The sequence below is a fragment of the Stenotrophomonas africana genome (genome assembly GCF_013004645.1).
GTDB classification, from domain to species: domain Bacteria; phylum Pseudomonadota; class Gammaproteobacteria; order Xanthomonadales; family Xanthomonadaceae; genus Stenotrophomonas; species Stenotrophomonas africana.
In genome coordinates this window covers 626,770-652,562 of sequence record NZ_JABEME010000001.1, presented here as the reverse complement: position 1 = coordinate 652,562, position 25,793 = coordinate 626,770, and the positions used below count along the sequence as shown (strand labels likewise).

24 protein-coding genes are annotated in these 25,793 nt (G+C 65.9%); 9 read left to right on the top strand and 15 right to left on the bottom strand.

What is annotated here, in order from left to right:
• Positions 1-45: 45 nt before the first annotated feature.
• Positions 46-315, bottom strand: a complete 270-nt coding sequence (locus HLA98_RS03220; protein WP_049434469.1) for a GlsB/YeaQ/YmgE family stress response membrane protein — start codon at positions 313-315, stop codon at positions 46-48.
• 70 nt (positions 316-385) lie between these two features.
• Entirely contained in the window at positions 386-1,879 is a 1,494-nt protein-coding gene (locus HLA98_RS03215) for a M20 family metallopeptidase (protein WP_057501284.1), read from the bottom strand.
• A gap of 199 nt (positions 1,880-2,078) precedes the next feature.
• On the opposite strand from HLA98_RS03215, the gene HLA98_RS03210 reads away from it, so the two are divergent.
• From HLA98_RS03210 to HLA98_RS03195, 4 genes are all read left to right on the top strand, one after another.
• Positions 2,079-2,405, top strand: a complete 327-nt coding sequence (locus tag HLA98_RS03210; protein ID WP_012510302.1) for a ComEA family DNA-binding protein — start codon at positions 2,079-2,081, stop codon at positions 2,403-2,405.
• Positions 2,406-2,757: 352 nt separating this feature from the next.
• Positions 2,758-3,843: a L,D-transpeptidase gene (locus HLA98_RS03205; protein WP_057501285.1), complete on the top strand. Its 1,086-nt coding sequence runs from the start codon at positions 2,758-2,760 to the stop codon at positions 3,841-3,843.
• Between the two features lie 17 nt (positions 3,844-3,860).
• The gene (locus HLA98_RS03200) at positions 3,861-4,586 is read left to right on the top strand and encodes a murein L,D-transpeptidase catalytic domain family protein (protein ID WP_010483599.1); all 726 of its coding nucleotides are present in this window, start codon (positions 3,861-3,863) and stop codon (positions 4,584-4,586) included.
• Positions 4,587-4,620: 34 nt separating this feature from the next.
• On the top strand, positions 4,621-5,232 hold the full coding sequence (locus HLA98_RS03195; protein ID WP_057501286.1) for a HutD/Ves family protein: 612 nt from the start codon (positions 4,621-4,623) through the stop codon (positions 5,230-5,232).
• Positions 5,233-5,326: 94 nt separating this feature from the next.
• Here the strand turns inward: HLA98_RS03195 and HLA98_RS03190 are convergent, their stop codons facing one another.
• From HLA98_RS03190 to HLA98_RS03130, 13 genes are all read right to left on the bottom strand, one after another.
• Complete coding sequence (locus HLA98_RS03190; protein ID WP_057501287.1) at positions 5,327-6,931, bottom strand: sulfite reductase subunit alpha; 1,605 nt, start codon at positions 6,929-6,931, stop codon at positions 5,327-5,329.
• Positions 6,928-7,899, bottom strand: coding sequence for an FAD:protein FMN transferase (locus HLA98_RS03185; protein WP_057501288.1), 972 nt, complete (start codon positions 7,897-7,899; stop codon positions 6,928-6,930). Before HLA98_RS03185 ends, HLA98_RS03190 begins: the two co-directional genes overlap by 4 nt.
• A 54-nt stretch (positions 7,900-7,953) precedes the next feature.
• Positions 7,954-8,757, bottom strand: a complete 804-nt coding sequence (locus tag HLA98_RS03180; protein ID WP_057501289.1) for a DUF4198 domain-containing protein — start codon at positions 8,755-8,757, stop codon at positions 7,954-7,956.
• A 75-nt stretch (positions 8,758-8,832) separates the two neighbouring features.
• Entirely contained in the window at positions 8,833-9,351 is a 519-nt protein-coding gene (locus tag HLA98_RS03175; protein WP_004147429.1) for a DUF2271 domain-containing protein, read from the bottom strand.
• 26 nt (positions 9,352-9,377) lie between these two features.
• Positions 9,378-10,016, bottom strand: coding sequence for a PepSY-associated TM helix domain-containing protein (locus HLA98_RS03170; RefSeq protein ID WP_005408421.1), 639 nt, complete (start codon positions 10,014-10,016; stop codon positions 9,378-9,380).
• Positions 10,017-10,246: 230 nt separating this feature from the next.
• The gene (locus HLA98_RS03165) at positions 10,247-12,667 is read right to left on the bottom strand and encodes a TonB-dependent receptor domain-containing protein (RefSeq protein WP_057501301.1); all 2,421 of its coding nucleotides are present in this window, start codon (positions 12,665-12,667) and stop codon (positions 10,247-10,249) included.
• Positions 12,668-12,810: 143 nt separating this feature from the next.
• The gene (locus HLA98_RS03160) at positions 12,811-13,212 is read right to left on the bottom strand and encodes a hypothetical protein (RefSeq protein ID WP_057501290.1); all 402 of its coding nucleotides are present in this window, start codon (positions 13,210-13,212) and stop codon (positions 12,811-12,813) included.
• 164 nt (positions 13,213-13,376) lie between these two features.
• The gene (locus tag HLA98_RS03155) at positions 13,377-14,054 is read right to left on the bottom strand and encodes a Fe2+-dependent dioxygenase (RefSeq protein WP_057501291.1); all 678 of its coding nucleotides are present in this window, start codon (positions 14,052-14,054) and stop codon (positions 13,377-13,379) included.
• A gap of 10 nt (positions 14,055-14,064) precedes the next feature.
• A complete protein-coding gene (locus HLA98_RS03150; RefSeq protein WP_057501292.1) occupies positions 14,065-14,784 on the bottom strand; it encodes a tetratricopeptide repeat protein in 720 nt (239 codons plus the stop codon).
• Between the two features lie 68 nt (positions 14,785-14,852).
• Positions 14,853-17,141, bottom strand: a complete 2,289-nt coding sequence (locus HLA98_RS03145; protein WP_057501293.1) for a TonB-dependent receptor — start codon at positions 17,139-17,141, stop codon at positions 14,853-14,855.
• Between the two features lie 148 nt (positions 17,142-17,289).
• Complete coding sequence (locus HLA98_RS03140) at positions 17,290-17,688, bottom strand: hypothetical protein (RefSeq protein WP_057501294.1); 399 nt, start codon at positions 17,686-17,688, stop codon at positions 17,290-17,292.
• 203 nt (positions 17,689-17,891) lie between these two features.
• On the bottom strand, positions 17,892-18,224 hold the full coding sequence (locus tag HLA98_RS03135; RefSeq protein ID WP_057501295.1) for a non-heme iron oxygenase ferredoxin subunit: 333 nt from the start codon (positions 18,222-18,224) through the stop codon (positions 17,892-17,894).
• On the bottom strand, positions 18,221-18,760 hold the full coding sequence (locus tag HLA98_RS03130) for a GNAT family N-acetyltransferase (protein ID WP_057501296.1): 540 nt from the start codon (positions 18,758-18,760) through the stop codon (positions 18,221-18,223). The genes HLA98_RS03135 and HLA98_RS03130 overlap by 4 nt, the downstream gene beginning before the upstream one ends.
• A 240-nt stretch (positions 18,761-19,000) precedes the next feature.
• On the opposite strand from HLA98_RS03130, the gene HLA98_RS21180 reads away from it, so the two are divergent.
• From HLA98_RS21180 to HLA98_RS03115, 5 genes are read left to right on the top strand one after another with little or no spacing between them, the layout of a single operon-like run.
• Entirely contained in the window at positions 19,001-19,516 is a 516-nt protein-coding gene (locus HLA98_RS21180; protein WP_232015471.1) for a hypothetical protein, read from the top strand.
• The gene (locus tag HLA98_RS21175; protein WP_232015470.1) at positions 19,402-22,530 is read left to right on the top strand and encodes an RHS repeat domain-containing protein; all 3,129 of its coding nucleotides are present in this window, start codon (positions 19,402-19,404) and stop codon (positions 22,528-22,530) included. The genes HLA98_RS21180 and HLA98_RS21175 overlap by 115 nt, the downstream gene beginning before the upstream one ends.
• Positions 22,520-24,331, top strand: a complete 1,812-nt coding sequence (locus tag HLA98_RS21170) for a fibronectin type III domain-containing protein (RefSeq protein WP_232015469.1) — start codon at positions 22,520-22,522, stop codon at positions 24,329-24,331. Before HLA98_RS21175 ends, HLA98_RS21170 begins: the two co-directional genes overlap by 11 nt.
• 3 nt (positions 24,332-24,334) lie before the next feature.
• Positions 24,335-25,207 (top strand): RHS repeat domain-containing protein, encoded by an 873-nt coding sequence (locus HLA98_RS03120; RefSeq protein WP_080392912.1) that lies wholly within the window; start codon positions 24,335-24,337, stop codon positions 25,205-25,207.
• Positions 25,204-25,737, top strand: coding sequence for a hypothetical protein (locus tag HLA98_RS03115; protein WP_232015468.1), 534 nt, complete (start codon positions 25,204-25,206; stop codon positions 25,735-25,737). The genes HLA98_RS03120 and HLA98_RS03115 overlap by 4 nt, the downstream gene beginning before the upstream one ends.
• Positions 25,738-25,793: the final 56 nt, after the last annotated feature.

Sequence of the window (25,793 nt, the reverse complement as noted above, 5' to 3'; positions counted from 1 at the left end):
GCCGGGCGCGCCTTCGTCGGGAACAGGAAGGGAAGGGGAGCGGGGTCAGCGGCGGCCGCTGAACAGGCGCAGGACGGCCAGCACGGCCACCGCACCCACTACCGCACCGAGGAAACCGGCCGGCTCACCGGGGGCGTACCAGCCCATGTACTGGCCGAACCAGCCTGCCACCAAGGCGCCAATGATGCCCAGCACGATGGTCAGCAGGCAGCCCATGCGGTTGTTGCCGGGCATGAAGAAACGCCCAAGCAGGCCAACGAAGAAGCCGACCAGGATGATGTAGAGCCAGCTGCTGCTGCCGAACAGACCATTCATGCGCGCGATTTCCACCAAGGGTGGACGCAGCCTAGCAAGGCCAGGCTGCGTCCGTCACGGTGTGCCGTAATCAGCAGCAGCCGTGGTCGCCGTGGCGAGTGCCACTGTCGGCAGCCACCGGCGAACCGCTGGTCTCGCCGCGCAGGCTGGCGGCGTAGTGTTCGCTGATCACCTTGGACACGCAGGCGGTGACCTTCTTGCCCATCGGGATGTGCAGGAACTCGTTCGGGCCGTGCGCATTGGAGTGCGGGCCGAGCACGCCGGTGATCATGAACTGGGCGCCCGGGAATTTCTCGCCGAGCATGCCCATGAACGGGATCGAGCCGCCTTCGCCCATGTACATCGCCGGCTTGCCGAAGAAGGCCTGGCTGGCGTCGTCGATGGCCTGGGTCAGCCATGGCGCCATGGCCGGAGCGTTCCAGCCGGTAGAGGCTTTTTCAAGGTCCAGGGTGACCTGCGCGCCGTTCGGCGGGTCGCGCAGCAGCGCTTCCTTCAGCAGCTCGCCGCAGGTCTTCCCATCGGCGGTCGGCGGCAGGCGCAGCGACAGCTTCACCGAGGTCTGCGGGCGCAGCACGTTGCCGGCCGATTCCAGCGGCGGCATGCCGCCGACGCCGGTGACCGACAGCGCCGGGCGCCAGGTGCGGTTGAGCACCAGCTCGGTCAGGTCCTCGTTCATCGGGCGCAGGCCGTCGACCATCGGGAACTTCTCGAAGATCTCGGTATCGACCACTTCTGCGGCGCGCTTGGCCTGTTCCTGGCGCTCGGCCGGGATCTCGACGTTCATGCCGTCGATCAGGATGCGGCCGGTCTCCTGGTCCTCGATGCGCGACAGCAGCTGGCGCAGCAGGCGGAAGCTGGACGGGATCACGCCGGAGGCATCGCCGGAATGCACGCCTTCGTTGAGCACCTTCACAGTGAAGTTGCCGCCGGTCAGGCCGCGCAGCGAGGTGGTGCACCACAACTGGTCGTAGTTCGCGCAGCCCGAATCCAGGCAGACCACCAGCGACGGCTTGCCGATGCGGTCGGCCAGGTGGTCGACGTAGGCCGGCAGGTCGTAGCTGCCCGACTCTTCACAGGCTTCGATCAGCACCACGCAGCGGGCGTGCGGCAGGCCCTGGGCCTGCAGCGCCAGCACCGCGGCCAGCGAGCCGAAGATGGCGTAGCCGTCGTCCGCACCGCCGCGGCCATACAGCTTGTCGCCGCGCAGGACCGGGGTCCACGGGCCGAGGTCGTCGTCCCAGCCGGTCATTTCCGGCTGCTTGTCCAGGTGGCCGTAGAGCAGGATGGTGTCGTCGCCGGTTTCGGCGCCGGTAGCCGGAATTTCCAGGAAGATCAGCGGGGTACGGCCTTCCAGGCGCACCACTTCAACCTTCAGGCCGGGCAGCTGCTGGGCCTTGGCCCAGTTCTCCATCAGCGTGACCGCCTGTTCCATGTAGCCGTTCTGCACCCAATTGGCGTCGAACATCGGCGACTTGTTGGGAATGCGGATGTAGTCGACCAACTGCGGGACGATTTCGCTGTCCCACTTGTCATTGACGAATTGGCCGAGCTTGGCGCTGTCCATCTGAAACTCCGGTTGCATGGGCTGATCCGGCCATTCTACGCCTGTGCCACGGGTAGGGTTTTTCCTACATCACGTCGGGTATTTGGCTGGCTTTTAGAAATCCAGGAAACCGATAGGCTGTGTGCATGTGGTGACGGACACTGTTCCTGCCGACGGGATTGCCGGTCGGGACAGCCAGAATCACAAGGAGATACACGTCGTGCCTTGGAGTGTCGTGTTGAGGGCACTGGTGCTGGTCGTGTGGATCGCTGGGGCGCATGCCGCCGAACCGATCGACATCAACCGCGCCGATGCCCAGGCGCTGCAGCAGGGATTGACGATGGTCGGAGCCGCCAAGGCCGAGGCGATCGTCGAGCACCGGCGCAGACACGGCCCGTTTCATCGCGTCGAGGACCTGACGCAGGTGAAGGGGATAGGGAAAGCAATCGTCGAACGGAATCGACAGCGGATCACCGTAGGCAACAGGTTGTTGCCGGCGGATCCGGTACCCGGATCGGTACCGGTGCGGACCGTACCCAGGCGCTGACAGCAGGAATCGTCGGAACCGGCAGGAGGCTGGTTCACCGGTCACGGACAGGACGGCCATGACCACCGACCGCCGCAGGATGCGGCACCAATCACCAGGATGGTGGCATCACAGACCTGTGGAAGGGGCTGAGATACAAACAGGACAGACGCGGCCGCGTGCAGGATGCAACGCTTCCCCCACAGCGCAGGATGCGAGGGGGCGGCAGCAGGCCGACAAGGACGTAACGATTGCCCGGTACGACACATGGCTGTGTCGCCGGGCAGTTTCATTTCCGGCGCCTGGTTTTGCCGCGGCCACCACGGGCCGATGGTGTACGGTGGCCGCTCCACATGGAAAGGACCCCCGCTGGATGCTTCTGCACCGTCCAACCACTCTGATGCTCGCTCTTGCACTGGCCCTGCCGCTGCTGGCCCACGCCGCTGCGCCGACGTCGGCTGCCAAGCCTGCAGCTGCCGCAGCCAGCACCGCCGAAGTACGCGGACCGACTGATCTCAAGCCGGGCGAATACCTGTGGCATCCGGAAATCTCGCCGACCGGCCCGATCGTGCTGGTGGTCAGCCTCGATGAGCAGCGCGCCTACGTGTACCGCAACGGCATTGCCATCGGCCTGACCACGATCAGCTCGGGCAAGGCCGGGCACGAGACGCCGACCGGTGTGTTCACCATCCTGCAGAAGGACAAGGACCACAAGTCCAACCTCTACAACAGCGCGCCGATGCCGTACATGCAGCGGCTGACCTGGGACGGCATCGCCCTGCATGGCGGCAGCCTGCCCGGGCATCCGGCCTCGCACGGCTGCGTGCGCCTGCCGCAGGCCTTCGCGCAGAAGTTGTTCAGTGAAACCCAGCGCGGCGATACGGTGGTCGTGGCAGATGCCAAGAGCTCGCCGATGACCCTGGCCTATCCGTCGGTGCTGGCGCCGGTCAACGCGCGTGGGCAGGCCTTGCCGGAGACCGAGGGCGGCGCGCCGGCGCAGGCCTGGTGGGATGACAGCGCGGCGCCGGCCGGGCAGGTCGGCATCCTGGTCAGCCTGCACGACCAGCGCCTCTACGTGCTGCGCGATGGCGTGATGATCGGCGAGTCGCCGCTGAAGGCCGACGCCCTGCCGGCGTTCCAGGGCACCACGCTGTTCGTGATGGGGCAGGGTTACAGCGACACCCCCAGCCCGCTGGACGTGAACCAGCGCCTGCACCAGTGGACGGCCTATCCGCTGCTGGGCCAGGACCGTGCCCGGGCCACGCCGGACCTGCTGGCCACGCCCTCGTTGCCGATGGCGCTGCCGGCCGATTTCGCCCGCCAGCTGTACCAGGTGCTGGTACCGGGCACGACCCTGCTGGTGACCTCGCTGCCGGCGGTCCGCCCAAGCCCGGCTGAATCCGGAATGCAGCCGGTCTTGGAATCCGAGCCGCAAGGGTCCACCCTCAAGGACAACTGAGTCCCCCTGTTGTGCCCATGACTGCATCCCGCCTGTGCCGGCTGGCCGCGTTCGGCCTGCTGGCGACCTCGGCCAGCGCCCCGGCGCTGGCACAGACGCCCGCCCTTGCCACCAGCGCCGATGATCTGGCTGCCCTGCTGTCGCGCAGTGCGCCCAAGGCCGACCGCCACGTGCTGCAGCTGGCGGCGCACGCCATGCGCTGTGCGTTGCAGCGTCCGGAGCTGGGCATCAATGGTGATCGCCTCAGCGTGATCGACTACTCGCGGCCGTCCACCGAGCCGCGCCTGTGGGTGTTCGACCTGGCCCACCAGCGCCTGCTGTTCGAGGAATGGGTGGCGCATGGCCGCAACAGCGGCGAGAACCGCACCGAGCACTTCTCCAACCGCGATGGCAGTTTCATGTCCAGTCTTGGCGCGTTCACCGCGCAGGAGACCTATATGGGCGGCAACGGTTACTCGCTGCGCCTGGCCGGGCTGGAACCGGGCTTCAATGACCGCGCGCGTGACCGAGCGATCGTCATCCATGGTGCGCCGTACGTGAACCCGGCCACCGCGCAGCTACAGGGGCGGCTGGGCCGCAGCCTGGGTTGCCCGGCGGTGCGGCTGTCTGTGGCCAAGCCGCTGATCGATGCGTTGCGTGGCGGCACGATGGTGTTTGCCTACTACCCCGACCAGGACTGGCTGAAGCACTCGCAGCTGCTGGCCGGCGGATGCGGTGGCCAGGGCACGCTCGCCACGCGGTGATGCACGACGGCGCGCGGCATGATGCAATGCGCGGATGAACATCGACTTCCTGCTGCACACTCCGAGCCAGGTCATTTCCAGCCTGGACTATCGTCGCGAACGCTGGCGGAATGGACTTGGCTGGACCCGCGAGATTCTGCGCCTTCCTGCGCAGGGTGATGACTGGGCGCTGCGCCTGTCGGTGGCCGAGATCGAGCAGGACGCCGCGTTTTCTGCGTTTCCCGGCGTTGAGCGCGAACTGGTGCTGCTGCAGGGCAATGGCGTGCGCCTGCGCTTCGAGGATGGCCGCGTGGCGGAAGTGCTGCCGCCGCATGGACGGATGCGGTTTGCCGGTGAAGAGGCGCTGCATGGCGAGCTGGTCGATGGCACCACCCACGACTTCAACCTGATGTGGAAGCGCGAACTGCTGCAGGCCGAACTGCTGCACCGGCCGCTGGTTGGGTCGATGTTCTTCTTCTGCGAACCGGGCGTAGCCTGGGCGCTGCACCTGCTGGCTGGCCAGGCCGAGTTCGGTGCCGACAGCGGCCTGCCGCCGCTGCAGGCCGGCGATACCGCGTGGTTGGCGGCGGGTGAGCGTCAGCGGCACGCGTTGCAGGGCGGGGGCGAGTTGCTGGCGATACGGGTGAGTCCGGCAATAGCGGCATGACCCTGTAGAGCCCGCCATGCTCGGCTGCGGTGTGGTCAGCCGAGCATGGGCTCGGCTCTACAGTAGATCCACGCCATGCGTGGATGCGGCGACCTCAATACACATCGCGCCGGTAACGACCGGCCAGCAGTAGTGCTTCCTTGCCCGCAACACCCAGCACCTGCTCGATCACCGCATCGACCGCCGGGGCCATGCCCTGCAGGCTGCCACAGACCAGGATCGTCGCGCCTTCATCCACCCACTGCCGCAGCGTTGCTGCTTCGGCCAGCAGCCGGTCCTGCACATAGCGCTGCGCGCCGCCGTCGCGGCTGAACACTGCATCCAACCGCGCCAGCGTCCCGTCGGCCAGCATTGCCTGCAGTTCTTCACCGAAGTGGAAGTCGTGCGCGGCGGTGCGCTCACCGAACAGCAGCCAGGTGCGGTGTGCGCTGCTGCGTACGCGGTCGTGCAGGTGCGCGCGCAGGCCGGCGATCCCGGTGCCGTTGCCGATCAGCAGCAGTGGCACATCGGCGGGCACGCCATGGAAATTGTCGTTGCGGCGTAGGCGCAGTTGTACCGGTTCGCCAATGGCCGCGTGGTCGCACAGCCAGCCGCTGCCGATACCGGGTGTACCATCGGCGCGCAGCTGGCGGCGCAGCAGCAGCTCGACCGCACCGTCGGCCATCACCGAGGCGATCGAGTACTCGCGATGCGGCAGCGGTTGCAGGGTCGCCAGCAATGCGGGCAGATCACCCGGAGGAACCAATGAGGGCAGGTGTGAGCGCGCAACGCGTGCCAGCAACGTCTGCCCGTCATCAAGCGCGATGTCCGCATCGAAGCCTTGTGCGTCCAGCCAGGCACGCACGGTGTGCGGTGCATGCTGCGGGCCGATTTCGGCGATGTCACCGGCCTGCCACTGCGCATTTGCGTCGGCCGGGGGCTGCAGGCGCAACCAGTACACCGGGCCGCCGGGGCTGCCTGGGTTCAGATGCTCGCGTTGCAGCAGCGTCCACGACTGATAGTCGGCCGGACTCCAGTCGGGCAGTTCGCTGGCGCCACCGCCGAGCTGACCCAGCAACTGCTGCCAATGACGCAGCGCAGCCGGATCGGCGTTGTCGACTTCGATCGCATCGAACAGCGGATGCGCGCCGTGCTGGCGCAGCCACTGGTCAAGCTGGTGGCCGAATCCGCAGAAGTGGCCATAGCTGCGGTCGCCCAGTGCGAGCACGCCGTAGTGCAGGTGCTGCAGCGAGGGCGGCGTGGCCATCACCCCGCGCAGGAAGGGCAGGGCATGGTCGGGCGGATCACCTTCGCCGGTGGTGCTGGCGATGAACAGCGCGCGCTGGCTGTCGGCCAGCAATGCGGCGTCGACCTCATGCAGCCCTCGCACGCGCACGGGCACGCCGGCACCGCGCAGGGCCTCGGCACTGCGTTCGGCCAGTTCGCGGGCAAAGCCGGTCTGGCTGGACCAGACCAGCAGGATGGGCGCGGTGTCTCCGCTTGCGGCATCGTCGCGCGGGCGCCCCCGCCACCACAGTGCAGCGCAGGCAAGCGCATACAGCACCGTGGCGAACACCGCGATCTGCGACTGCCGCGCAGGCGGCGTGCCGTGCCACCAGGCCTCGCCCAGATGCAGGCGGAGCAGCGCCCAGCCGATCAGCGCCAACAGAAGCAGGACCAGAGTGTTGCCAAGCCACGCACGCGACGAACGAGTGCTCATGCGCTCTGCTCGTCGAGCAGGCGCTGGAAGGCGCTGCTGAGACATTCCCGCGCGCCACCTGCTGCACGCTGCAGGTAGCGCGCGGCCAGTCCTTCGCGTTCGGCCAGCGCCATGCCCTGTTCGCGACCGAGTACGGTCAGTGCGGTAGCCCAGGCATCGGCATGCATGGCGTCGTCGGCCACCACCGTGACCGCCGCGGCGACCTGCCGCACCGGTCTGCCAGAGCGCGGGTCCAGGCTGTGACTGTAAACCTCGCCATCGGCCTGGTACTGGTGCCAGCGATCGCCGGATGTGGCCACGGCCTTGCCATCCAGTGCCAGCACCCGTGGCGGGGTATCGGTGTGCGCATCCTCTTCCGGTGCGGATTCCACCAGCACGCGCCACGGCTGGCCGTCCGGTTTTCTGCCGTAGCCGGCCAGTTCGCCACCCACTTCGATCAGCGCTGCAGCAATGCCTTGTCCACGCAACCAGGCGGCCACGTGATCGACGCCGAAGCCCTTGGCGATCGCAGAGAGATCCAGTTCCAGTCCACCCGGTTGCAGCAGCGCATCGTCCTGCCACTGCAGGCGCTGCCAACCGCAGCGGTCACGCGTGGCCTGCACGGTAGCGGCATCGGGCTGGCGGCGTTCACCGGCATGTGCACCGAAGCCCCACAGTGCAACCAGCGGACCGATGGTGGGATCGAAGGCGCCGTCACTGGCGGCGGCGATGGCCTGTGCGCAGGCCAGGACGTGGCGGGTTTCGAACGGCAGCGCGCACCATTGCCCAGCGCCGGCGCGGTTGTAGCGACTCAGGTCCGAACCGGGCTCCCAGGTACTCATCTGCGCGACCACCTCGTCCAGCCGCGCCTGGATGCCAGCATGCAGCGGGTGCAGGTCGCGCTGGCGCGGCGCGACCAGCGACACGCTCCAGGTGGTGCCCATGGTGGTGCCACCGAGGCGGGCGATGTCGAGCAGGGGATCGGTCATGGTGGTGTGCTGCAGATGCGATGCCGGGGCTGCCCGGCATCGCGGTCCACGTCATTACTGCGGCAGCACTTCCAGCGTGGCGACGTAGCTCAGGCGGCGCTTGGCGGCCTGCTTCACCGACGTCTTGTTGTCCTCGGTGCCGGTTTCCAGCCAGTACATCCCGGCTTCCGGCCAGGTCACCTTGATCTCGCCCTTGGCGTCACTGATGACCTTCAGCTCGTCCTGTGCGTTGCGGTAGCGGGTGGCACCACGCACGATCTCGAATTCCAGGCCGGCGGTGGGCTTGCCGTCGACCAGCACACGGAAGGTGGCTTCCTCGCCAGCGAACAGATCGTTCGGGTGGCCGACGGCGACCAGCTCGATGCCACGGTTGGTCGGCTTCAGCGCGGTGTCGTTCGGCGCACCGTTGGTGACGAAGGTCTCCACACGGCCGACCGACTGGCTCACTTCCAGCTTTTTCGCATCCTTCGGCAGTTCGCCGAAGGTGGCGACGCTGCCGCGCCAGCGCTTGCGCTCGCCGTTCTGCTCGTAGGTGGCGAACAGGCCGTCATTGACCGAGGCGATGCGGTAGGTGCCCGGCTGCTTCAATTCGATGTCGAACACGCTGCGGTACTTGCCGGTCGAGGCATTCTGCGGCTGCACGGTGCTGCCGTCCGGCGCGGTGATTACCAGCGATTCCAGGCGCAGCGGCACGTGGTTGAAGTAGAACAGATCGTTGGAGACCGCACCGTCGACGGTGATCCACGGCGCGTTGCCGGCGATCACGGTCTGCGAGGGCAGCAGCCAGGCCTTGTGGGCCAGGGCGGAGAAGGGAAGGGCAGCGGCCAGAGCGGCGGCGAGGACGAGCGTGCGCTTCATGCGGAAGACTCCAGTGGATGCGGGGTGATGCGACAAGGAGGAGGGAATTACGACTTAATCCCCTCCGTCCCCTTTTCAGGGTTTGACGGCGAGGGTGACCTGGCCCAGTTCGGTGGCGCCCTGCGCCTTACCGTTCTGCGCGGCGGTGGCCGGCCAGGTGAAGGGGATCTTCAGCAGTTCACGGCCGCCGACTTCGCGCACCGCTTCCACCACCAGGGTGTAGTTGCCCGGGGCCAGCTGCTTCAGTGCCGGCTGCTTGTCGTTGAACGACAGCGCGTGCTTGCCGGCCGGGCGGGTCGGGCCGGTCACGCCGTCCACCGGCACCTGCAGGGTGCGGCCGCTCTTGCGCCACCACTGGCGCAGGTCGGGCAGCCACTTGGTGCCGTGGCCTTCGCTGTTGCTGGTCTGCTGGTACCAGACCGACAGATTGGCCGCGACCTTCTGGTCGGCGCCTTCCAGCCACACTGCCACGTACGGGCGGTGGTACTCGGCCACGTTGAGCTTGGGCACTTCGACGTTGATGTCGAGGGTGGTGGCATAGGCCGGCGAGGTGGCCAGCAGGCCGCTGAGGGCGATGGTCAGGGTGACGCGCATGGGGCGGCTCCGGAAACGAAGGAAAGTCAGTGGATCAGCAGCAGGGCGATCAGCAGCGGGATCATCAGGCCGAGGCCGACCAGCGGCCAGGTCATGCGCCGCTGCCGCGCATGCAGGTGCAGCAGGAACAGGCCGGTGATGCAGAACACCAGGCAGGCCACGGCGAACAGGTCCAGGAACCAGCCCCACGCCGGGCCCGCGTTGCGGCCCTTGTGCAGGTCGTTGAGGTAGGACACTGCACCACGGGAGGTCGATTCGTACTCCACTGCGCCGGTCTCACGATCGATGCTCAGCCAGGCGTCGCCACCGGGGCGCGGCAGCGACAGGTAGATCTCTTCGGGCGACCATTCGGCCGGGCGCCCGCCGATGGCGATCCCCAGCTGCGTGTCCAGCCATTGCCGGGCCGGGCGCGGAATCGGCGCGTTGCCGTCCTCGCGCGTGCCCAGCTGGCCCAGCAGCGCGGCCGGCAGTTCCAGATGCTGGTTCTGCACCTCGGGTTTGGCTTCGATCTTCGCGGCGTGGTTGAGGGTCAGGCCGGTCACCGCGAACAGCAGCATGCCGATCAGGCACACCGCCGAGCTGATCCAGTGCCACTGGTGCAGCGTCCGCAGCCAGAAGCCACGGTTCTGTTGCTGCTGCACGGTGGAAGAAGCAGGACGGCTCACGGCACGGTTCGAGGCGGAAAGGGACTGCCCATTACATCATTGATGAGAATAGCTCGCAATTGCGTGTCGTTCTGTATCCCTGGAGCAGGTCTGGCGGGTTGCCGGCCAGCGGCCGGCGCTACCGATCGGTAGATCCACGCCATGCCTGGATGAAGCGGTGCCGACCAAGGTCGGCACCCACCAGGGCAGGGCAATGCCGGCCAGTGGCCGGCACTGCCGGTGCGCGGCGATCAGAACTTCGCGTTGAGCGAGATCCAGTAGCTGCGGCGCTGGTCTTTGGTTGCGTAGTCGTCCACGCAGCTGAACTCACTGGGATTGAGCAGCAGGCACGACTGCGAAACGAAGTCCTTGTCGAACAGGTTGTTGACCCGTGCGTTGACCGTCAGCCACGGCGTGGCCTTCCAGCTGCCGCCCAGGTGGAAGATCGTGTAGTCCTCGTAATAGCGCACGTGGCGGGTGCCGGCACTGTCGATGAGCGTGTCGCGATAGCGGTCGTAGCGGCCCTCGCCAATCAGCGACACGCTGAGCGCGTCATTGATCTGCCAGTTGAGGCTGGCGTTGGCCATGTGCTTTGCCGGCGTGGTGCCTGCGATCGGGCGCCCCTTGTCGGGGCCGCTGGTCTGCTCGCTCTTGGTCCAGGTGTAGTTGCCGCGCAGCTGCAGGGTGTCGAGCAGGTCGACATGACCGGCCAGCTCGGCACCGCGGGTCTCGGCCTTGTCGATGTTCACGCTCTGGGTGAAGGTGCTGTAGCCCAGCGCGGCCCAACCCGGACCGATGTCCACGCAGTAACCGCTGCCGGCCGGCGCCACTTCGCAGTTCGGGAACGTGCCGCCGCTGGCGATCTTGTCTTCGAACGTGTTGAAGAAGCCGGTGACATTGAAGCCCCAGCGCTGGCCTTCGTAGTAGGCGGCCAACTCGTAGTTGGTGCTGGTTTCAGGCTTGAGGTTCGGCGAGCCCACCAACGGCAGCACGCCCTGGCCACCGAAGCCGGTGATGCCCGGGAACAGCTGGTCCGGACGCGGGGTCTTGTAGCCGGTGCTGACGCCGCCCTTGAAGGTCCACGCGTCGCTGGCGTTCCACACCAGGTAGCCGCGCGGGCTGAGGTGGCTGCCGAATACGTTGTGGTCGTCATAACGCAGACCAACGGTAGCGGTGAGGGTATCGGTCAGCGCCCAGTTGTCCTCGGCGAACAGGGCCCACATGCGGTGCTTCTGCTTGGTGTTGCTGCGATAGCCGGCGCCATCCATGCCGAACACGCCGTCGATCATGTCGGTGTCGTTGTACTGGCCGCCAACGGTCAGTTTGTGCGCGCCGAAGTCCAGATCGAGCATCGTGTCGAGCACGTAGCCTTCCAGTTCCATGGTGCGCAGCGGACGCGGCAGGAACGCCTGCAGGCGCGCCATTTCACTCGGGTTGAGGGCGCCCAGTGCATTGCCACGGCCGGCCGCACAGTTGTTGGCGGAACCGGTGCGGCGGCAGACGTCATTCCACAGCGTCTGCAGGTTGGCGCGCTCGTCCAGGGTCAGCGGCAGCGAGCGGCCCAGGTTGCTGCTCTTGCTGTGGGTCAGCGAGGTCTGCCAGGTGCCGAAGCTGTAGCGGCCTTGGTGGGTCAGCGACAGCTGATCACGCTCGTAGCGCTGGTAGGCGGTGTAGCCCACGCGCGGCTGCACCACGCGGCGGGTGACGGTGCCGCTGCCGGTCGGGTTGGGGATGACGGCATTGCCGACGCGCCATAGGCTGGCCAGGCTGTCCAGCGTGCCGGTCTGGCCTTCGCTGTTGTCGTACTTCTGCCGCGACACGTCGTAGTCCAACCACATTTCGTGATCGTCGTTGACGCGGAAGTCCAGGCGTAGGCCGGTGTTCCAGTTGGTGTTGGCCACCGACTTGCCACCGCCACCGAAGCCGATGCTGCGCTCCCAGAGGCTGCCGTCGGGCAGGGTCAGTGCATCCCACTCCGGGTTCGATGCCTTGGCATCGTAGTAGCTGCCGCGCACTGCCAGGCTGAGGCGGTCCTTCAGCAGCGGGCCGCTCAAGTAAAGGTCGGTGGTGCGCGCATCACCGAACTGGTCGTCCTGCTGCACGGTGAAGCCCTGGGTGAGCGCACCCTGCCAGCGGTCCTGGTTGCGGCGGGTGATGATGTTGATGACGCCACCCATCGCATCCGAGCCGTACAGCGTGGACATCGGGCCGCGCACGACTTCGATGCGTTCGATCGCGTCCAGCGGCGGCAGGTAGGCGAACTGGCCGCCACCGAAGTTGTTCGGGTACAGCTGGCCGACATTGCTCTGGCGACGGCCATCGATCAGTACCAGGGTGTATTCGGACGGCAGGCCGCGCATGGAGATGGTGGCGCGACCGTTCTTGTCGGTGGCCTCCAGGCCGACGTCGATGCCTTCGACGTCGCGCAGCGCGTCGACCAGGTTGGTGTAGGGGCGCTTGCTGAGTTCCTCGCGGCTGACCACGCTGATGCTGGCCGGTGCATCGACCACCTTCTGCTCGAAGCCGGAGGCGGTGACCACGACCTTGTCCAGCGTCTGTGGCGCGCCGGAAGCGTCACCGTGGGCGAAGGCAGGGGCGATCATGGCGGCCAGCACGGCGCTGGTCAGCAGGGTACGGGACAGGGACGAACGGACACGATGGCGCTGGGCCATGGCAGTTACCTCGAAGGACGCAGGGCGCGATGCCACGCGCGAACGGCGCGGCATGCACGGGGAGGCCCGGTCAGGGGCGGCTGGGATGAAGCAGGCAGCGGGGCGCGGGCGCGACCGCGCAGGCGGTCACGTCGGGCCGTGGATCAGGCGAGCGGCGGCGCCTGGCCGCGTTGCTGGCGGCGCCCGGGCGCATCGGCCCAGGGCGTGTCCGGAGTGGCGAGCGGCCAGTCCGGGCGCACGCCGGGCATGGCCGGGGTGGCGGGTACGAGGTCGAGTTCAGTGCGCAGCCATTGGCTGGCCAGCAGCAGTGGCGGGCGTGCCTTCTCGGCCGACTTCACCGGAGCGGAGGCGCAGCGGCGCAGCTTGGCCGATGCCTCTTCCTGCAGGGGCGCTTCGCCACCGCGCTCTTCCAGCGGCATCTGCACGGCCATTCCGGCCTGCCCGTGTGGCAGCAGCGGCAGGGTGCCCAGCAGCAAGGCCAGCATCGCCACCCACGCCAGCAGGCTCGCCAGCGCAGGACGCTGGCCGCGCATGGCGGTGCCCATCTTGCGATGGATGAGTGGGCGAGGGCGAAGCGGGCGCAGCAAGCAAGGGTCCCCAGGGGTCTGCCGGCAGCGGCCGGCATCAACGGGGCGTGATTGTAATGAGAGCTGTTAGCTGTTGCAAATGAGAATGATTGCCAAAACGTCTCGGACTGGCCGAATGGGGCTCAGACTTCGCTCCAGCGCCGCAGCAGGTTGTGGTACACGCCGGTCAGCTGCAGCACCGCCTCGGCGTCGCCGCCGGTCTGCCGCAGGCGCTCGATCGAGCCGTCCATTTCCCACAGCAGGCGGCGCTGCACATCGTCGCGGATCATGCTCTGTACCCAGAAGAACGAGGCCACGCGCGCGCCTGCGGTGACGGGGCGCACCTGGTGCAGGCTGCTGGACGGGTAGACGATCAGGTCGCCGGCGGGCAGCTTCACTTCGTGCTCGCCGTAGGTGTCGCTGATGATCAGCTCGCCGCCTTCGTATTCGTCCGGCGCCGACAGGAACAGGGTGCAGGAAATGTCCGAACGCAGCTGTTCGCCGTTGGCCAGGTTCATCACCGCGCCATCGACATGGAAGCCATAGGTGCCGCCACCGCTGTAGCGGTTGAAGCGTGGCGGCAGGTATTTCAGTGGCAGCGCGGCGCTGAAGAACAGCGGGTGCCGGGCCAACGCGACGAGGATGATCTCGCCCAGTTCGCGGCGCAGCGGTGAGGCTTCGGGCAGCTGCTGGTTGTGCTTGGCCTGCGCGCCCAGATGGCCGACCGTTTCGCGGCCATCGGTCCAGTCGGCGGCATCGAGGCGGCGGCGAAAGTCGGCCACCTGGTCGGCGCTGAGAATATCGGGGATGTGCAGCAGCATGCGGGACTCCTCAGAGGGACGGCGGCGCGACCAGGGCGCGCACCTGTGGATGCGGCGATGCGGCCAGCTCCGGCACGATGTGTGCCATGAATGCCGGGCTGCCGTGGGCCAGTGCAAGCTGCAGCCAGTGCACGGCCTGGTCGATCTGACCGGCCTGCAGCAGGATCGAGGCGTAGTTGGCCTGGCCGCGGAAATCACCGGCTTCGGCCGCGCGCTGGTACCAGGCCAGCGCTGCCTGCGGATCGGGTGCGGTATCCAGGCCGTCTTCGAGGTGGCGGGCCAGCAGGTTCATCGATTTGGCATGGCCCAGGTGTGCGGCACGGGTGTACAGGGCCAGTGCCTGTGCGCGGTCCTGGGTCACGCCGCGGCCGGTGGCCAGCAGGTTGGCCAGGTTGTACAGGCCCCAGTCCAGCCCGGTGTCGGCCGCGCGCCGGTACCACACTGCGGCGAGTGTCGGGTCGGGCGCGGTGCCCTGGCCCAGTTCGTGGCAGCGGCCAAGCATGTTCATCGCCATCGGCGCGCCGTTGTTGGCGGCGGTTTCGTACCAGAGCAGTGCCGCCGAGGCGTCCTGTGCGGTGCCTTTGCCTTCCATGTACATCTGCGCGAGCAGCAGTTGTGCCTCGACCTGTCCGGCCTGCGCAGCGTCGCGCACGCGCGCGAAGGCAGCCTGCGGGTCGTGCTGCAGCAGCTCGGCCAGAGCGTCGCTGTCGATGGGGGTACGGGTTGCCATGGGGTGAGTATCGCCGGAAACAAAAACGGCGGCAGGAGAGCCTGCCGCCGCGGTGGAGCGGAGTTACATCAGAACTTCACGTTCAGTGCCAGGGTAGCCGAGCGACCCGGGGCGATGCTCGCGTAGTGCGAGGCATAGGCCTTGGTGAAGTAGGTCTTGTCGGTCAGGTTCTGCACGTTGAGCTGCAGGCTGATGTTGTCCTGGATCGCGTAGCTGGCCATCGCGTCGAAGCGGGTGTAGCTGGCGATCCACTTGGTGTTGGCGACGTCACCGTACTGCTTGTCGGAGTAGAACGCACCGGCGCCGAGGGTCAGGCCGATCGGGAAGCGGTAGGTGGTCCACAGGTTGGCGCTGTGCTTGGCGGTGTTCGGGAACACGTTGCCGTTGTTCGGCGACGGCACGTAGATACCGCTCGGGCAGGTGCGGCCGGAGACGGCGCAGACGAAACCGTTGTCCTTCAGTTCCGAATCCAGGTAGGTGTAGCCGCCGTACAGGCTCCAGGCATCGGTCAACTGGCCATTGAAGCCCAGTTCGAAGCCGTTGATTTCCTTCTTGCCGGCGTTCTGGCTGGTGCCGTTGTCGATGGTCACACGTGCGTTGTTCATCACGGTGTGGAAGATCGCCGCGGTCAGGTTCAGGCGGTTGTCCAGCAGGTCCCACTTGGTGCCGAGTTCGAGGTTCTTCGTATCCTGCGGCTTGAGGTCGGCCACGGCGGCGCTCAGGCCGTCCGAACCGTCGCCACCATCCATGCCCGGCGGGGTCGAGGAGGTACCCCACGACAGGTAGATGCTGCCGTTGGCCGCCGGCTTGAACACCACGCCGGCCTGGTAGTTCAGGAAGTCGTTGCTGTTGCGCACGCGGGTCGGTGCCGCACCTGCCACCGGGGTGGTCAGGGTGGTGCGGAAGTCGTCGTAACGCAGGCCAAGGTTGACCATCCACTGCTCATTGAGCTCGATGGTGTCGAACACATAAGCAGAGGTGGTCTTGGTGCGCTGCTCGACATCCAGTGCCTTGTCGCTGCGGTATACCGAATGGGTGGCCGCCCACGGATCGCGCGGGTTCGGATTGGCGAAATCGGTGCAGTTGTAGCCGGTGGCTGCGCCGGTGGTCGGGCACTTGCTGTTGCCGGTGAGCGGGTTGCTCGTGCCCGGGGTCATCAGGTAGCTGCCACGGGTCATCTTCTCGTCGCTGTACTCCACGCCCGCGCTGTAGCTGTGCTTGAGCGCACCGGTCTGGAAGGCACCGGTCAGGCCCAGCTGGTCGGCGAAGCTCTTGACGTCGACGGCGCGGCTGTTGGTGCGGCGCCACAAGGTGCCGTAATTGTTCGGGTTGCCCTGGCTGTCGTCCGGCTGGGTCCACAGGTAGTCGTTGCTGGTGTTGCCCAGGCGCGCGATGTTGCGCAGCTTGTGGCCGCCGAAATCGTAGCTGGCGTCCAGGGTGCTGATGTCGGCGCGGGTGCGCTGGAAGTCACGGTCGACCAGACCGTAGTAGTTGTTGCGGTCCGGCACCATCGGGCGGCCGTCGACCCATTTCGAGGCCGGCGCACCGTTCGGATTGCCGTACGGGAAACCACCCGCGTCCGGCAGGTCATCGCTCTGCATGTGGTAGTGGCTGGCGATCAGCTGCGCCGGGCCGTTCAGGCCGAACGCGATCGATGGCGCGATGCCCCAACGGCTGACATTGGCAGCGTCGCGGCCGGCGATGTCCGACTCGTGCTTCATCAGGTTCAGGCGGGCCGCGATGCCATCGCCCAGCACGTAGTTGGCGTCCACGGTGCCGCGCGCGTAGCTGTCGGTGCCGATGCCCATGCTGGCGCTGGTCTCGTTCTTCAGCTTCGGCGTCTTGCTCACCAGGTTCAGGCTGCCACCACCGGAGTCACGGCCACCGTAGGCCGAGCTCGGGCCCTTGACCACTTCCACCTGCTCCAGGTCGAAGATCTCGCGGGTCTGCGAGCCGACGTCGCGCAGACCGTCGACGAAGACGTTGCTCTGCGAATCGAAGCCACGGATGAACGGGCGGTCGCCGGTCGGGTTGCCGCCTTCGCCGGCACCGAAGGTGATACCCGGGACCATGCGCAGCGCATCCTGCAGGTTGGTCGCACCGGTTTCGGCGATCAGCTTTTCCGACACGATCGATACCGACTTCGGGGTGTCCAGCAGCTCGGCGGTGAACTTCGGCGAGGACGGATTGAACCAGCTGCCGCGCACCTGCACCTTGTCCAGCTCGGTGGCGTTGCGGGAGCCGGCGTCGGCGCTGTCGGCGGCCTGTGCGACCAGCGGTGCGAAACCGGCGGCCAGGGTGGCGGTAGCGAGCAGGGAAACGCGCGGGGCGTGCTTGCGGGACGTGATGTGGGTCATGGCGGTGGGTAGTGGCGTGGATCGGGAAAGGGCGAGGGCCGAAGCGCAGGCAGCGCGCCGACACGTGGAGGGCTTCTTCTGTAGAGCCGAGCCGATGCTCGGCTGGCAGGAAACGCAATCAGGCGCACGGCAACGGCCGCAGGGCGCCTCAGCTGGCGTGCGGTGCGGGCGGCGCGTGGCCGGGGTTCAACCGCAGTGCGGGATCGTGCAGCTGCCAGCGCAGAGCGTCGGAACGCCACAGTGGAACATGCGCGACCATGGGGGCGCGCGGGGGAGCCCGTCCGGTGCAGGGCGTGGTGCCCTCGCTATCCAGCGGCGGCTCTGGTGCGGGCGCGGCATGGTGCGGGCACTCGTCCGCCGGCGGCGCCGGCGTCGGCATGACCTGCTGCAGATCTTCAGCGTGTGCCTGCCAGCCGTGTGCGGCCGGATCGCTGGCACGCCCTTCGTGCAAGGCCGACCAGCCCAGCAGCAGCGTCAGCAGCGCGGCCACGAGCAGCGGCCACCCTTGACGGGCGAGCTGGCGCAGCGTGGCGGTGGGCGAAGCCATGGCGCGGAGGCGGAGTCGTTACGAAGATGTTACGTAGAATAACATCAACGATAATGATTCGCATATGCGCAATCCGGCGGGCGGTCCGGATGGTCCGGAAGGGCCCCGGCAGGCCCCTCAGTGCACTCCAGTAGATCCACCCCATGGGTGGATGCTCTCTCGCGGTGCGCCCCGTGGGTGATCCCTCCGGGCGGAGCGCCGCCTCAATCCCGGTCGTCGCGGGTCCAGACAGCGTCGTGCTCGCGCTTCACCGGAAACTTGGGCACAGGGCTGTAGGCCGGGGCACACAGGGCGCGGCCGTCTCGCACGTCGAAGCGCGCCCCATGCAGCACGCACTCCACGCTGCCTTCGGTCGTGTTGAACTCGCCCGAGGACAGCTCAAACTCCTCATGCGTGCACTGGTCTTCCAGGGCATACAGCTCGCCATCGAGGTTGAACACCACGATCGGTGTGCCGGTCACTTCGTCGAACACGCTCTTCATTTCACCCGGCAGCAGCTCGCTGCCGGCACAGACGAAGGTCCAGGCCTCGCTCACGCGGCGGCTCCGGCCAGCGGCTTTTCCAGGATCTCGAAGCGCAGGTCGTCGCGCTTGGGAATGCCGAAGCGTTCGTCGCCATACGGGAACGGCTTCTTGATGCCGGTGCGCTGGTAGCCGCGGCGTTCATAGAAGGCGATCAGCTCGTCGCGCACGTCGATCACCGTCATCTGCATCACCGGCACGCTCCATTCGCGCGCAGCATGCGCTTCGGCAGCCTCCATCATCTGCTTGCCGACACCGCCGCCCTGCTGGGCCGGATCGACCGAGAACATGCCGAAATAGCCCTTGCCGTCGACGTCGGCAACGTGGGCGCAGGCCACCAGCTGGTCCCCGCGCTCGGCCAGCAGGATGGTGGAGCGTGGGCGGTCCAGGTCAGCCTGGATGCCTTCGGCGTCGATGCGGGCGCCGTCCAGCAGGTCGGCTTCAGTGGTCCAGCCAACGCGGCTGGCGTCACCCCGGTAGGCCGAGGTAACGAGGGCAATGAGGGCGGGGATGTCGGCCGACGTGGCGGCCCGGTAGGTCAGGGTGGTCATGGGGACATTCTAGGTGGAGCGGGGATGGGCGCGGGAGGTCGCGGGATGGGGGGCTTTGCAGAGTGTGTCGACTACATCCTGTTGACGCCGCCTTCATGTTTCGTTCATAACTGCAGCCAGCACCCGCCCACCGTGATGCAACGCGTGGCTGTCTGCCGGAGTGGGTGCCGCCTGGTCGAAGGCCAACTGCCGTTCGGCGCGGGTGGGGCACACAGGGACGTCGATCCAGGGAGGATCTGCATGCAGTCTGGCCTCATTTCTCATCCGCGCGCCGCAATGGCCGCCAAGTGTCTGCTTCTGGGTGTCGTTGTCCTGTGCGTGCTGGCACCGGTCGGCGTTTCCGCGCAGATCGTTCCCACCTGGCGCCAGGAGTACGACAAGCGGCTGAAGTACGGGGACCTTGTCGAACCCCTGAAGGGCGAGATCTTCGGCGAGCAGGTCAATCTCTATGACGGCTCGATCAGTTTCAAGGCCACGGATATTTCGATTCCGGGCAACGGTGGGCTCGCGGTATCGCTCAGCCGCAGTTACGGGGATGTCAGCGGCAGTGCAAATGACAAGGAATATGGAAACTGGGATCTCGACATCCCATCGCTTTCAGGCATCTACGGAGACCAGCCCGAAACCGCGATCGGCGGACATTGGACGCAAGTGCCCGTTGCTCGACAGTTTCCGCACCCCCGTCGCTGGATGTCTGGAATTACAAGCAAACCCAGACCACCAGTTTTGCTCCGTACACCTATTGGGAGGGGGTGAGGCTTTCATTGCCGGGCGGAGGCGGTGAAACCGTCCTGGCGGGCAGCGGGGACGCGCGCCAGCCAACGCCCCAGGTTGGCACGCCAACGCCCTGGAACACAAAAGGGGGATGGTTCTTCTCCTGCCTCAGTGCACTCAAGAGCGGCCAGCCGGGCGAGGGTTTCCTGGGCCACGCGCCAGACGGAACCAAGTACTACTTCGACTGGATGGTGGCGCGCGAGAACGAGTCTGCCGTTCTCCAGCCCTACGACACCATCACCCATGCCACGCTGAAACGGAAAAAGGTCTTCCTTTATCCATCACAGGTTGTCGATCGATTCGGCAACTGGGTCCGCTACGAATGGAGCGGCGGGCGGCTGGATCGAATCGTTGCCAACGATGGGCGCAGCATCAGCCTTGCCTATGACTCCCTGGGCCGTATCGCAACGGCGACGGCAGCGGGTCGAACCTGGACCTATGGCTACACCCCGGCGGGTGCGTTGCAGTCGGTGACGCTGCCGGACGGGACGGCGTGGAGCTACAACCTGCCGCCTGTCAATGTGACGAAGAAGTACCAGGAGTACACCGGGCAGGACGTTTGGGCCTATATGGAGGTCCCGGCTCTTTGCGCGAAGACGAACAAGATTGTGCAGACCGAGGTTGCAGCCTCCATCACGCACCCATCAGGCGCGGTAGGAACCTTCGTGTTCCGACCCTTCCGGCATGGCCGCAAGAATGTTCCGTTCAACTGCCAGACTTCCGGCGACGACCAGTTGCTGGCCGACGGATGGAATCTCACGCCCATCTATCGGGACGCGATGTCGCTGGTGGCAAAGCGGATAAGTGGCCCGGGGATGCCCACGGCGGAGTGGAGCTATCAGTACACCAATCTGGGGTGGGAGTACGACAGGAGAGTCGACCAGGCTGGGTGGCCGGCGATCCCGGTGGGGCAGGCAGAGCCCAAGATAACGATTGAAACCCTGCCGGATGGCACGATCCGGACATACGAATTCGGAAAGGAAGTTGGCTATAACGACGGTCTGCTGCTGTCGACGACAACCAGCTCTGGTGGCGCGGTGGTTCGAACCGAGCGCAGTAACTACTACCCGGACGCGCAGCTTGCCAGCGCACCGTTCCCGCGCGAGGCGGGTCGGAATCTCAAGTACGGGTCCACGGAGCTGGGAGAGCATCTGAACCGCCCAGTGCAGAGCACGATCATCAATCAGGACGGCGTGCAGTTCACCCGTACGGTGCAGGCCTTTGATGCCTTCGTCCGCGAGGTTGCCGTCGTCGAAGCGAATTCCGCTGGACAGAGTCGCACCAGCAGTACCAGCTACTACGACAATCCCGCGCTATGGGTGAACGGCCAGACGGCGCGCAGTGTGCTCAACGGCATCGAGCAGTCCCGCACCGAATTCGATACGACCAAAGCGCTGCCGCTGCGCGCCTACGCATTTGGCCGCCTGGCCCAGCAGGTGACCTACGCAGCCGACGGCACGGTTGCATCGGTGGCCGATGGCCGTGGAAACACCAGCCATCTGTCGGGATGGAAGCGTGGTGTTCCGCAGCAGCTCCGCATGCCGGCCACGCCCGAAGCGCCCAATGGTGCAGTGCGCACGGTTGTCGTCGACGACAACGGTTGGATCACCTCGCTGACCGACGAAACCGGCGCAACCACCAGCTTCAGCTACGACAACATGGGCAGGCTGCGCAGCCAGCAGTTCCCTGGCGGCGACAGCGTGAACTGGAATGGCGTAACCATGGACCTGCAGCGACTGGGTGGCGCGCAGCTGGGGGTTCCCGCCGGTGCATGGAAGCACTCCCGCACGCAGGGCGGGCGGCGCACCGATACCTACCTGGATGCGATGTTCCGCCCGGTGCTGGTAACCGAAAACGCCAACAACGTGCTGGACAGTGCCGTGGTGACCCGCTACGACACCAGCGGCAAGACCGTGTTTGCCTCGTATCCCACGCGGCAGCTCTCCGATATCAATGCCGCCCTGGCCGGCACCACGACGCAGTACGACGCGTTGGGCCGCCCCACCGTGGTCAGTCAATCGTCCGAGCTGGGGGCACTGGTTACCCGCACCGAGTACGTGGGCAACCTGTCGGTGAAGGTGACCAACCCACGCGGCCAGGCGACGACGACACGTCACCTGGCCTACGACCAGCCCAGCTACGAGATGCCGCTGACGCTGCAGCACCCGGAAGGCGTGGTGACCGAGATCCAGCGAGACACGTTGGGCAAGCCGCTGGCGATCACCCGCCGCAGTGCAGACGGCAGCCAGTCGCTGACCCGCCGCTACGTCTATGACGGCTACCAGCAGCTGTGCAAGACCATCGAACCGGAAACCGGTGCGACCGTGCAGGACTACGACGCAGCAGGCAACGTGCTGTGGTCGGCGGCCGGCACGGGTTTGACCAGCGCCACCGACTGCAACCGCAGTGAGGCGCTGGCCAGTGGACGTGCGGTGAAGCGTAGTTACGACGCCGCCAACCGCTTGTCGACCCTGATCTTCCCGGATGGGCGTGGAAATCAGAACTGGTCCTACGCACCTGATGGTCTGCCTGCCGAGATCAGTACGCAGAACGACCCGGCCCGGCCGATGGTCGTCAACCGCTACCAGTACAACCGCCGTCGCCTGCTCAGCGGCGAAACCCTGCAGCATCCGGATCTGGGAAGCCTGAGCCTGGCCTATGGCTACGATGCCAACGGCATACTGGCCAGCAATACCTATCCGGGTGGGCGTGTCGTCAGCTACGCGCCGGATGCATTGGGGCGGGCGACGACCGTCGGCGGCTATGCAAAGGAGGCCAGTTACTTCGCCAACGGCGCGTTGGCCCGCTTCGTCTATGGCAACGGGATCGTGCACACGTTGACCCAGAATACCCGCGGCCTGCCCGACCGCAGCCGCGATGCCACCGCAGCGGCCGCAGTGCTGGATGACAGCTACGACTACGATGCCGGGGGCAACGTGATGGCCATTTCCGATGGCCTGCCCGGGGGCGCCCGGCAACCGGGACATGACCTATGACGGCCTGGACCGGTTGCGGGCGGTCACTGCGCCGGGCTTCGGCAACGCGTCGTATGAGTACGACGCGCTGGACAACCTGCGTCGTGCCAAGGTCGGCAGTCGCGATCGTACGCACTACTTCGATCCGACCAATCGGCTGGTCAACGTGATCGAAACCGGAACCGGGGCGACCGTGACCGGTCTTGGCTATGACGTGCAGGGCAATCTCTCGGTGCGCAATGGCCAGGCTTTCGCGTTTGACTACGGCAACCGGCTGCGTGCGGCGGGTACAGCGGAGAGCTACGAGTACGACGCCCACGGGCGCCGGGTGAAGGCCAGCGCCAGTGGCAAAGGGGCGATCTATTCGTTCTACGACAACGGCGGTGTGCTGCGATTCCAGCGCAACGAACGTAGCGGCAAGCAGACCGACTATCTCTACCTGTCAGGCAGTCTGGTTTCCCAGGTGCATGGTGAGGCCGCACCCAGCGTTCCCGCGCTGAGTGCGCCGGGATACATCACCCAGGGCAGCGTGAACCTGACCTGGAGCCCGGCCGGTGGTGCCAACCGCTATGAGTTGCAGCGTGCCCTTTCAGGCACCTGGAGCACGGTCTTCGATGGCGCGGCGCAAACGTTCACCAGCACCGGCCTGGTCACGGGGACCTATCAGTTCCGGGTGCGCGGCTGCAGGACGGTGTGCGGCGGATGGAGCAATGTCGCGTCAGTGGCCGTGGCATTGGCGCCATCCACCGTGCCGACCTTGAACCTGCCTTCCACGGCCTTCAATGGCAGTTACAGCGTGGCATGGTCTGCGGCCTCCGGTGCCGAGCGCTATGAGCTGGAGGAAAGCGCCAATGGCGGCGCATGGGCTCAGGTACACAACGCCATCGGTCAGTCCAAGGCCTTCAGCGGCAAGGCAGCGGGAAGCTACAACTACCGGGTTCGCGCATGTAACCCGGTGGGGTGCACGGGATACAGCGTCACGGCTGCGGTGACGGTGGTGTATCCGCCTGCCACTGCGCCAGGTCTCTCTGCACCGGCACGCTCTGCGCCGGGCAGTATCGGCATTGGCTGGAACGGGGTGGCTGGTGCCACGCGGTACACCTTGCAGGAGAGCAGTAATGGTGGCGGATGGGTCACGCTGTTCGACGGCAACGCGGGTTCCTATGCCACCGCTGCACGCGGTGTGGGCAACTATGGCTATCGGGTTGCCGCCTGCAATGGCGCGGGCTGCGGGCCGTGGTCGGCCACGGCGGCGGTAGCGGTGATCGGGCCGCCGACGATCGAGCCGGTGATCAGCGCGCCGGGCCTGGTGAACGTGCCGCAGTACAGCCTGAGCTGGTCGGTGCCAGCCAACAGCGAGAGCTTCGTGCTGGAGGAGAGCGCCAACGGTGGTGGCTGGACGGTGGTGCATAACGGCGGCGGAAACAGCTTTGGTGCCAGCCGTGGTAAAGGCAGCTACGCCTACCGTGTGAGGGCGTGCAACTTCGCTGGGTGCAGTCCGTACTCCGGAGTCGTGACTGTCGCGGTGGTGTTGCCGCCGGGGGCGACGAGCCTTTATCTGGCAGAGTGGCTGACGACACGCAGGCCGCCTTATCAGGTCCAGTGTTCTGCCGGGTGGAGCCCGGTGGCAGATGCAACGGAGTATCAGCTCGAAAGCGGTGGCGGTGGCCAGCGTTTGTACACGGGCCCCCAGACCTACGTGAACGACAGTGGCGGGACATACTGCGCGCATGAGTATCGCGTGCGTGCCTGCAACGCAGGTGGTTGCTCACCGTGGTCGGCCGAACGGCCGGTCACCCGCGGCGTACTGAGCTGGGACTAAGCCATGAATGGACTCTCTTTGCTGTTGATTCGGGCGGTACTCGCGGTGGGGGTGCTGGTGGCCTGCGTGGCTCCGGCAGTTGCACAGGAAGTCGTCGAGTACATCCACACTGATGCACTGGGTTCACCGGTGGCGATCACCGATGCTGGTGGAAATGTCATCGAGCGTACGGTGTATGAGCCGTATGGGGCAGTGGTCAACCGGCCGTTGAAGGATGGGCCGGGATATACGGGGCATGTGACGGACTCGGAGACTGGACTGAGCTACATGCAGCAGCGGTACATGGATCCGCAGTTGGGGATTTTTTTGTCAACTGATCCTGTCACGGCCTATCAGCAGTCAGCGGAACAGTTCAATCGATTCAGATATGCAAATGGTAGTCCTTACAGATTTAACGATCCCGATGGGCGATCAGCTGCATTGGCATTTGAGTTCATTGCCCCTGTCGTAATCCTCGCAACTGGCTACTACATACTAACTACTCCTGAGCAGCGCGCAGACATGGGGCGTCGCCTGGAGGCTGGGATTAGGGGGGCAGTTAAGCAGAATCAGTCGAGTTCAAATACTCCGTCTGATAAGCCTATTGTTGATGATCTTGTTAAAGGCAAAGGACCTGCGCCTGGCGAGGCGGGTAAGAGAGGCGAGTTTGGTGGCGAGCCAGAGGGCGGCGATGCGGACTGGAAAAAAATGAAGGAGACCCCAGGCGTTACCGGTGACGATAGCAACCTTCAACTGCCTGGAGGGGGGAGTGCAAACCGTCATGACAGCACGCGACCCTATCCTGATGGATTGGTTCCTAAGGGTACCGATACAATCAAGGTCTACGTTACGGGTAGTAAGATTCCGATCACTGTTAGATATCCGAAGAAGCCATGAACAATGCATGCTGCTGGCCTGACTTCATCGCGCTGTCCCTCTCCAATGTGACCCCTCCTGATGTCCCCCTGCTTAGGGAGGATTGGGCCGGGATGGCGTTTGATCGCAACCTGTATGAGGATTTTGCTCCGAATGATGTTTGGGTGGCGTGGCTGAGCGCACTTTCGGAGCACTTTGCAGATATCGCGATGTGCGCGGTTCGATGTTCAGAGTGCTCCGACAGGGGAAGCCCCGTGGAAATTGAGCGAGGTCTGGATGGCCTGCGCTCCTACTGGCTGGAAGATGGGAACTTCATGCGTGATCATTTTTTGTTCTCGCGTGATGGTCGCTGGGTTGTAAAGCTGGATCAGGACGTGACGTTGTTTGCGGGAGATGTCACTTTCCTTGCGGATGTTGTCGCGCGACTTGGTGGTGTAGAGCATGTCGAGAAGATGATGCGACGGGACCTGATTGGCACAGCTGAGGATGTAGTCGGCCTCGGTGGGTACGTCAAGGGGCTTCTTGCGCCCTTGAACGCATCGAATCCATAGCTGATTGCTGCGTAGAAGATTGGGTGTGCAGGTGCTATGTGATGGAGCAGCTTCAA

Bases quoted from the DNA above. Each gene is read 5' to 3' on its own strand.
- HLA98_RS03220 (WP_049434469.1), bottom strand. From the start codon at position 315: ATGAATGGTCTGTTCGGCAGCAGCAGCTGGCTCTACATCATCCTGGTC.
- HLA98_RS03215 (WP_057501284.1), bottom strand. From the start codon at position 1,879: ATGGACAGCGCCAAGCTCGGCCAATTCGTCAATGACAAGTGGGACAGC.
- HLA98_RS03205 (WP_057501285.1), top strand. From the start codon at position 2,758: ATGCTTCTGCACCGTCCAACCACTCTGATGCTCGCTCTTGCACTGGCC.
- HLA98_RS03200 (WP_010483599.1), top strand. From the start codon at position 3,861: ATGACTGCATCCCGCCTGTGCCGGCTGGCCGCGTTCGGCCTGCTGGCG.
- HLA98_RS03195 (WP_057501286.1), top strand. From the start codon at position 4,621: ATGAACATCGACTTCCTGCTGCACACTCCGAGCCAGGTCATTTCCAGC.
- HLA98_RS03190 (WP_057501287.1), bottom strand. From the start codon at position 6,931: ATGAGCACTCGTTCGTCGCGTGCGTGGCTTGGCAACACTCTGGTCCTG.
- HLA98_RS03185 (WP_057501288.1), bottom strand. From the start codon at position 7,899: ATGACCGATCCCCTGCTCGACATCGCCCGCCTCGGTGGCACCACCATG.
- HLA98_RS03180 (WP_057501289.1), bottom strand. From the start codon at position 8,757: ATGAAGCGCACGCTCGTCCTCGCCGCCGCTCTGGCCGCTGCCCTTCCC.
- HLA98_RS03175 (WP_004147429.1), bottom strand. From the start codon at position 9,351: ATGCGCGTCACCCTGACCATCGCCCTCAGCGGCCTGCTGGCCACCTCG.
- HLA98_RS03165 (WP_057501301.1), bottom strand. From the start codon at position 12,667: ATGGCCCAGCGCCATCGTGTCCGTTCGTCCCTGTCCCGTACCCTGCTG.
- HLA98_RS03160 (WP_057501290.1), bottom strand. From the start codon at position 13,212: ATGGGCACCGCCATGCGCGGCCAGCGTCCTGCGCTGGCGAGCCTGCTG.
- HLA98_RS03155 (WP_057501291.1), bottom strand. From the start codon at position 14,054: ATGCTGCTGCACATCCCCGATATTCTCAGCGCCGACCAGGTGGCCGAC.
- HLA98_RS03150 (WP_057501292.1), bottom strand. From the start codon at position 14,784: ATGGCAACCCGTACCCCCATCGACAGCGACGCTCTGGCCGAGCTGCTG.
- HLA98_RS03145 (WP_057501293.1), bottom strand. From the start codon at position 17,141: ATGACCCACATCACGTCCCGCAAGCACGCCCCGCGCGTTTCCCTGCTC.
- HLA98_RS03140 (WP_057501294.1), bottom strand. From the start codon at position 17,688: ATGGCTTCGCCCACCGCCACGCTGCGCCAGCTCGCCCGTCAAGGGTGG.
- HLA98_RS03130 (WP_057501296.1), bottom strand. From the start codon at position 18,760: ATGACCACCCTGACCTACCGGGCCGCCACGTCGGCCGACATCCCCGCC.
- HLA98_RS21180 (WP_232015471.1), top strand. From the start codon at position 19,001: ATGCAGTCTGGCCTCATTTCTCATCCGCGCGCCGCAATGGCCGCCAAG.
- HLA98_RS21170 (WP_232015469.1), top strand. From the start codon at position 22,520: ATGACCTATGACGGCCTGGACCGGTTGCGGGCGGTCACTGCGCCGGGC.
- HLA98_RS03120 (WP_080392912.1), top strand. From the start codon at position 24,335: ATGAATGGACTCTCTTTGCTGTTGATTCGGGCGGTACTCGCGGTGGGG.
- HLA98_RS03115 (WP_232015468.1), top strand. From the start codon at position 25,204: ATGAACAATGCATGCTGCTGGCCTGACTTCATCGCGCTGTCCCTCTCC.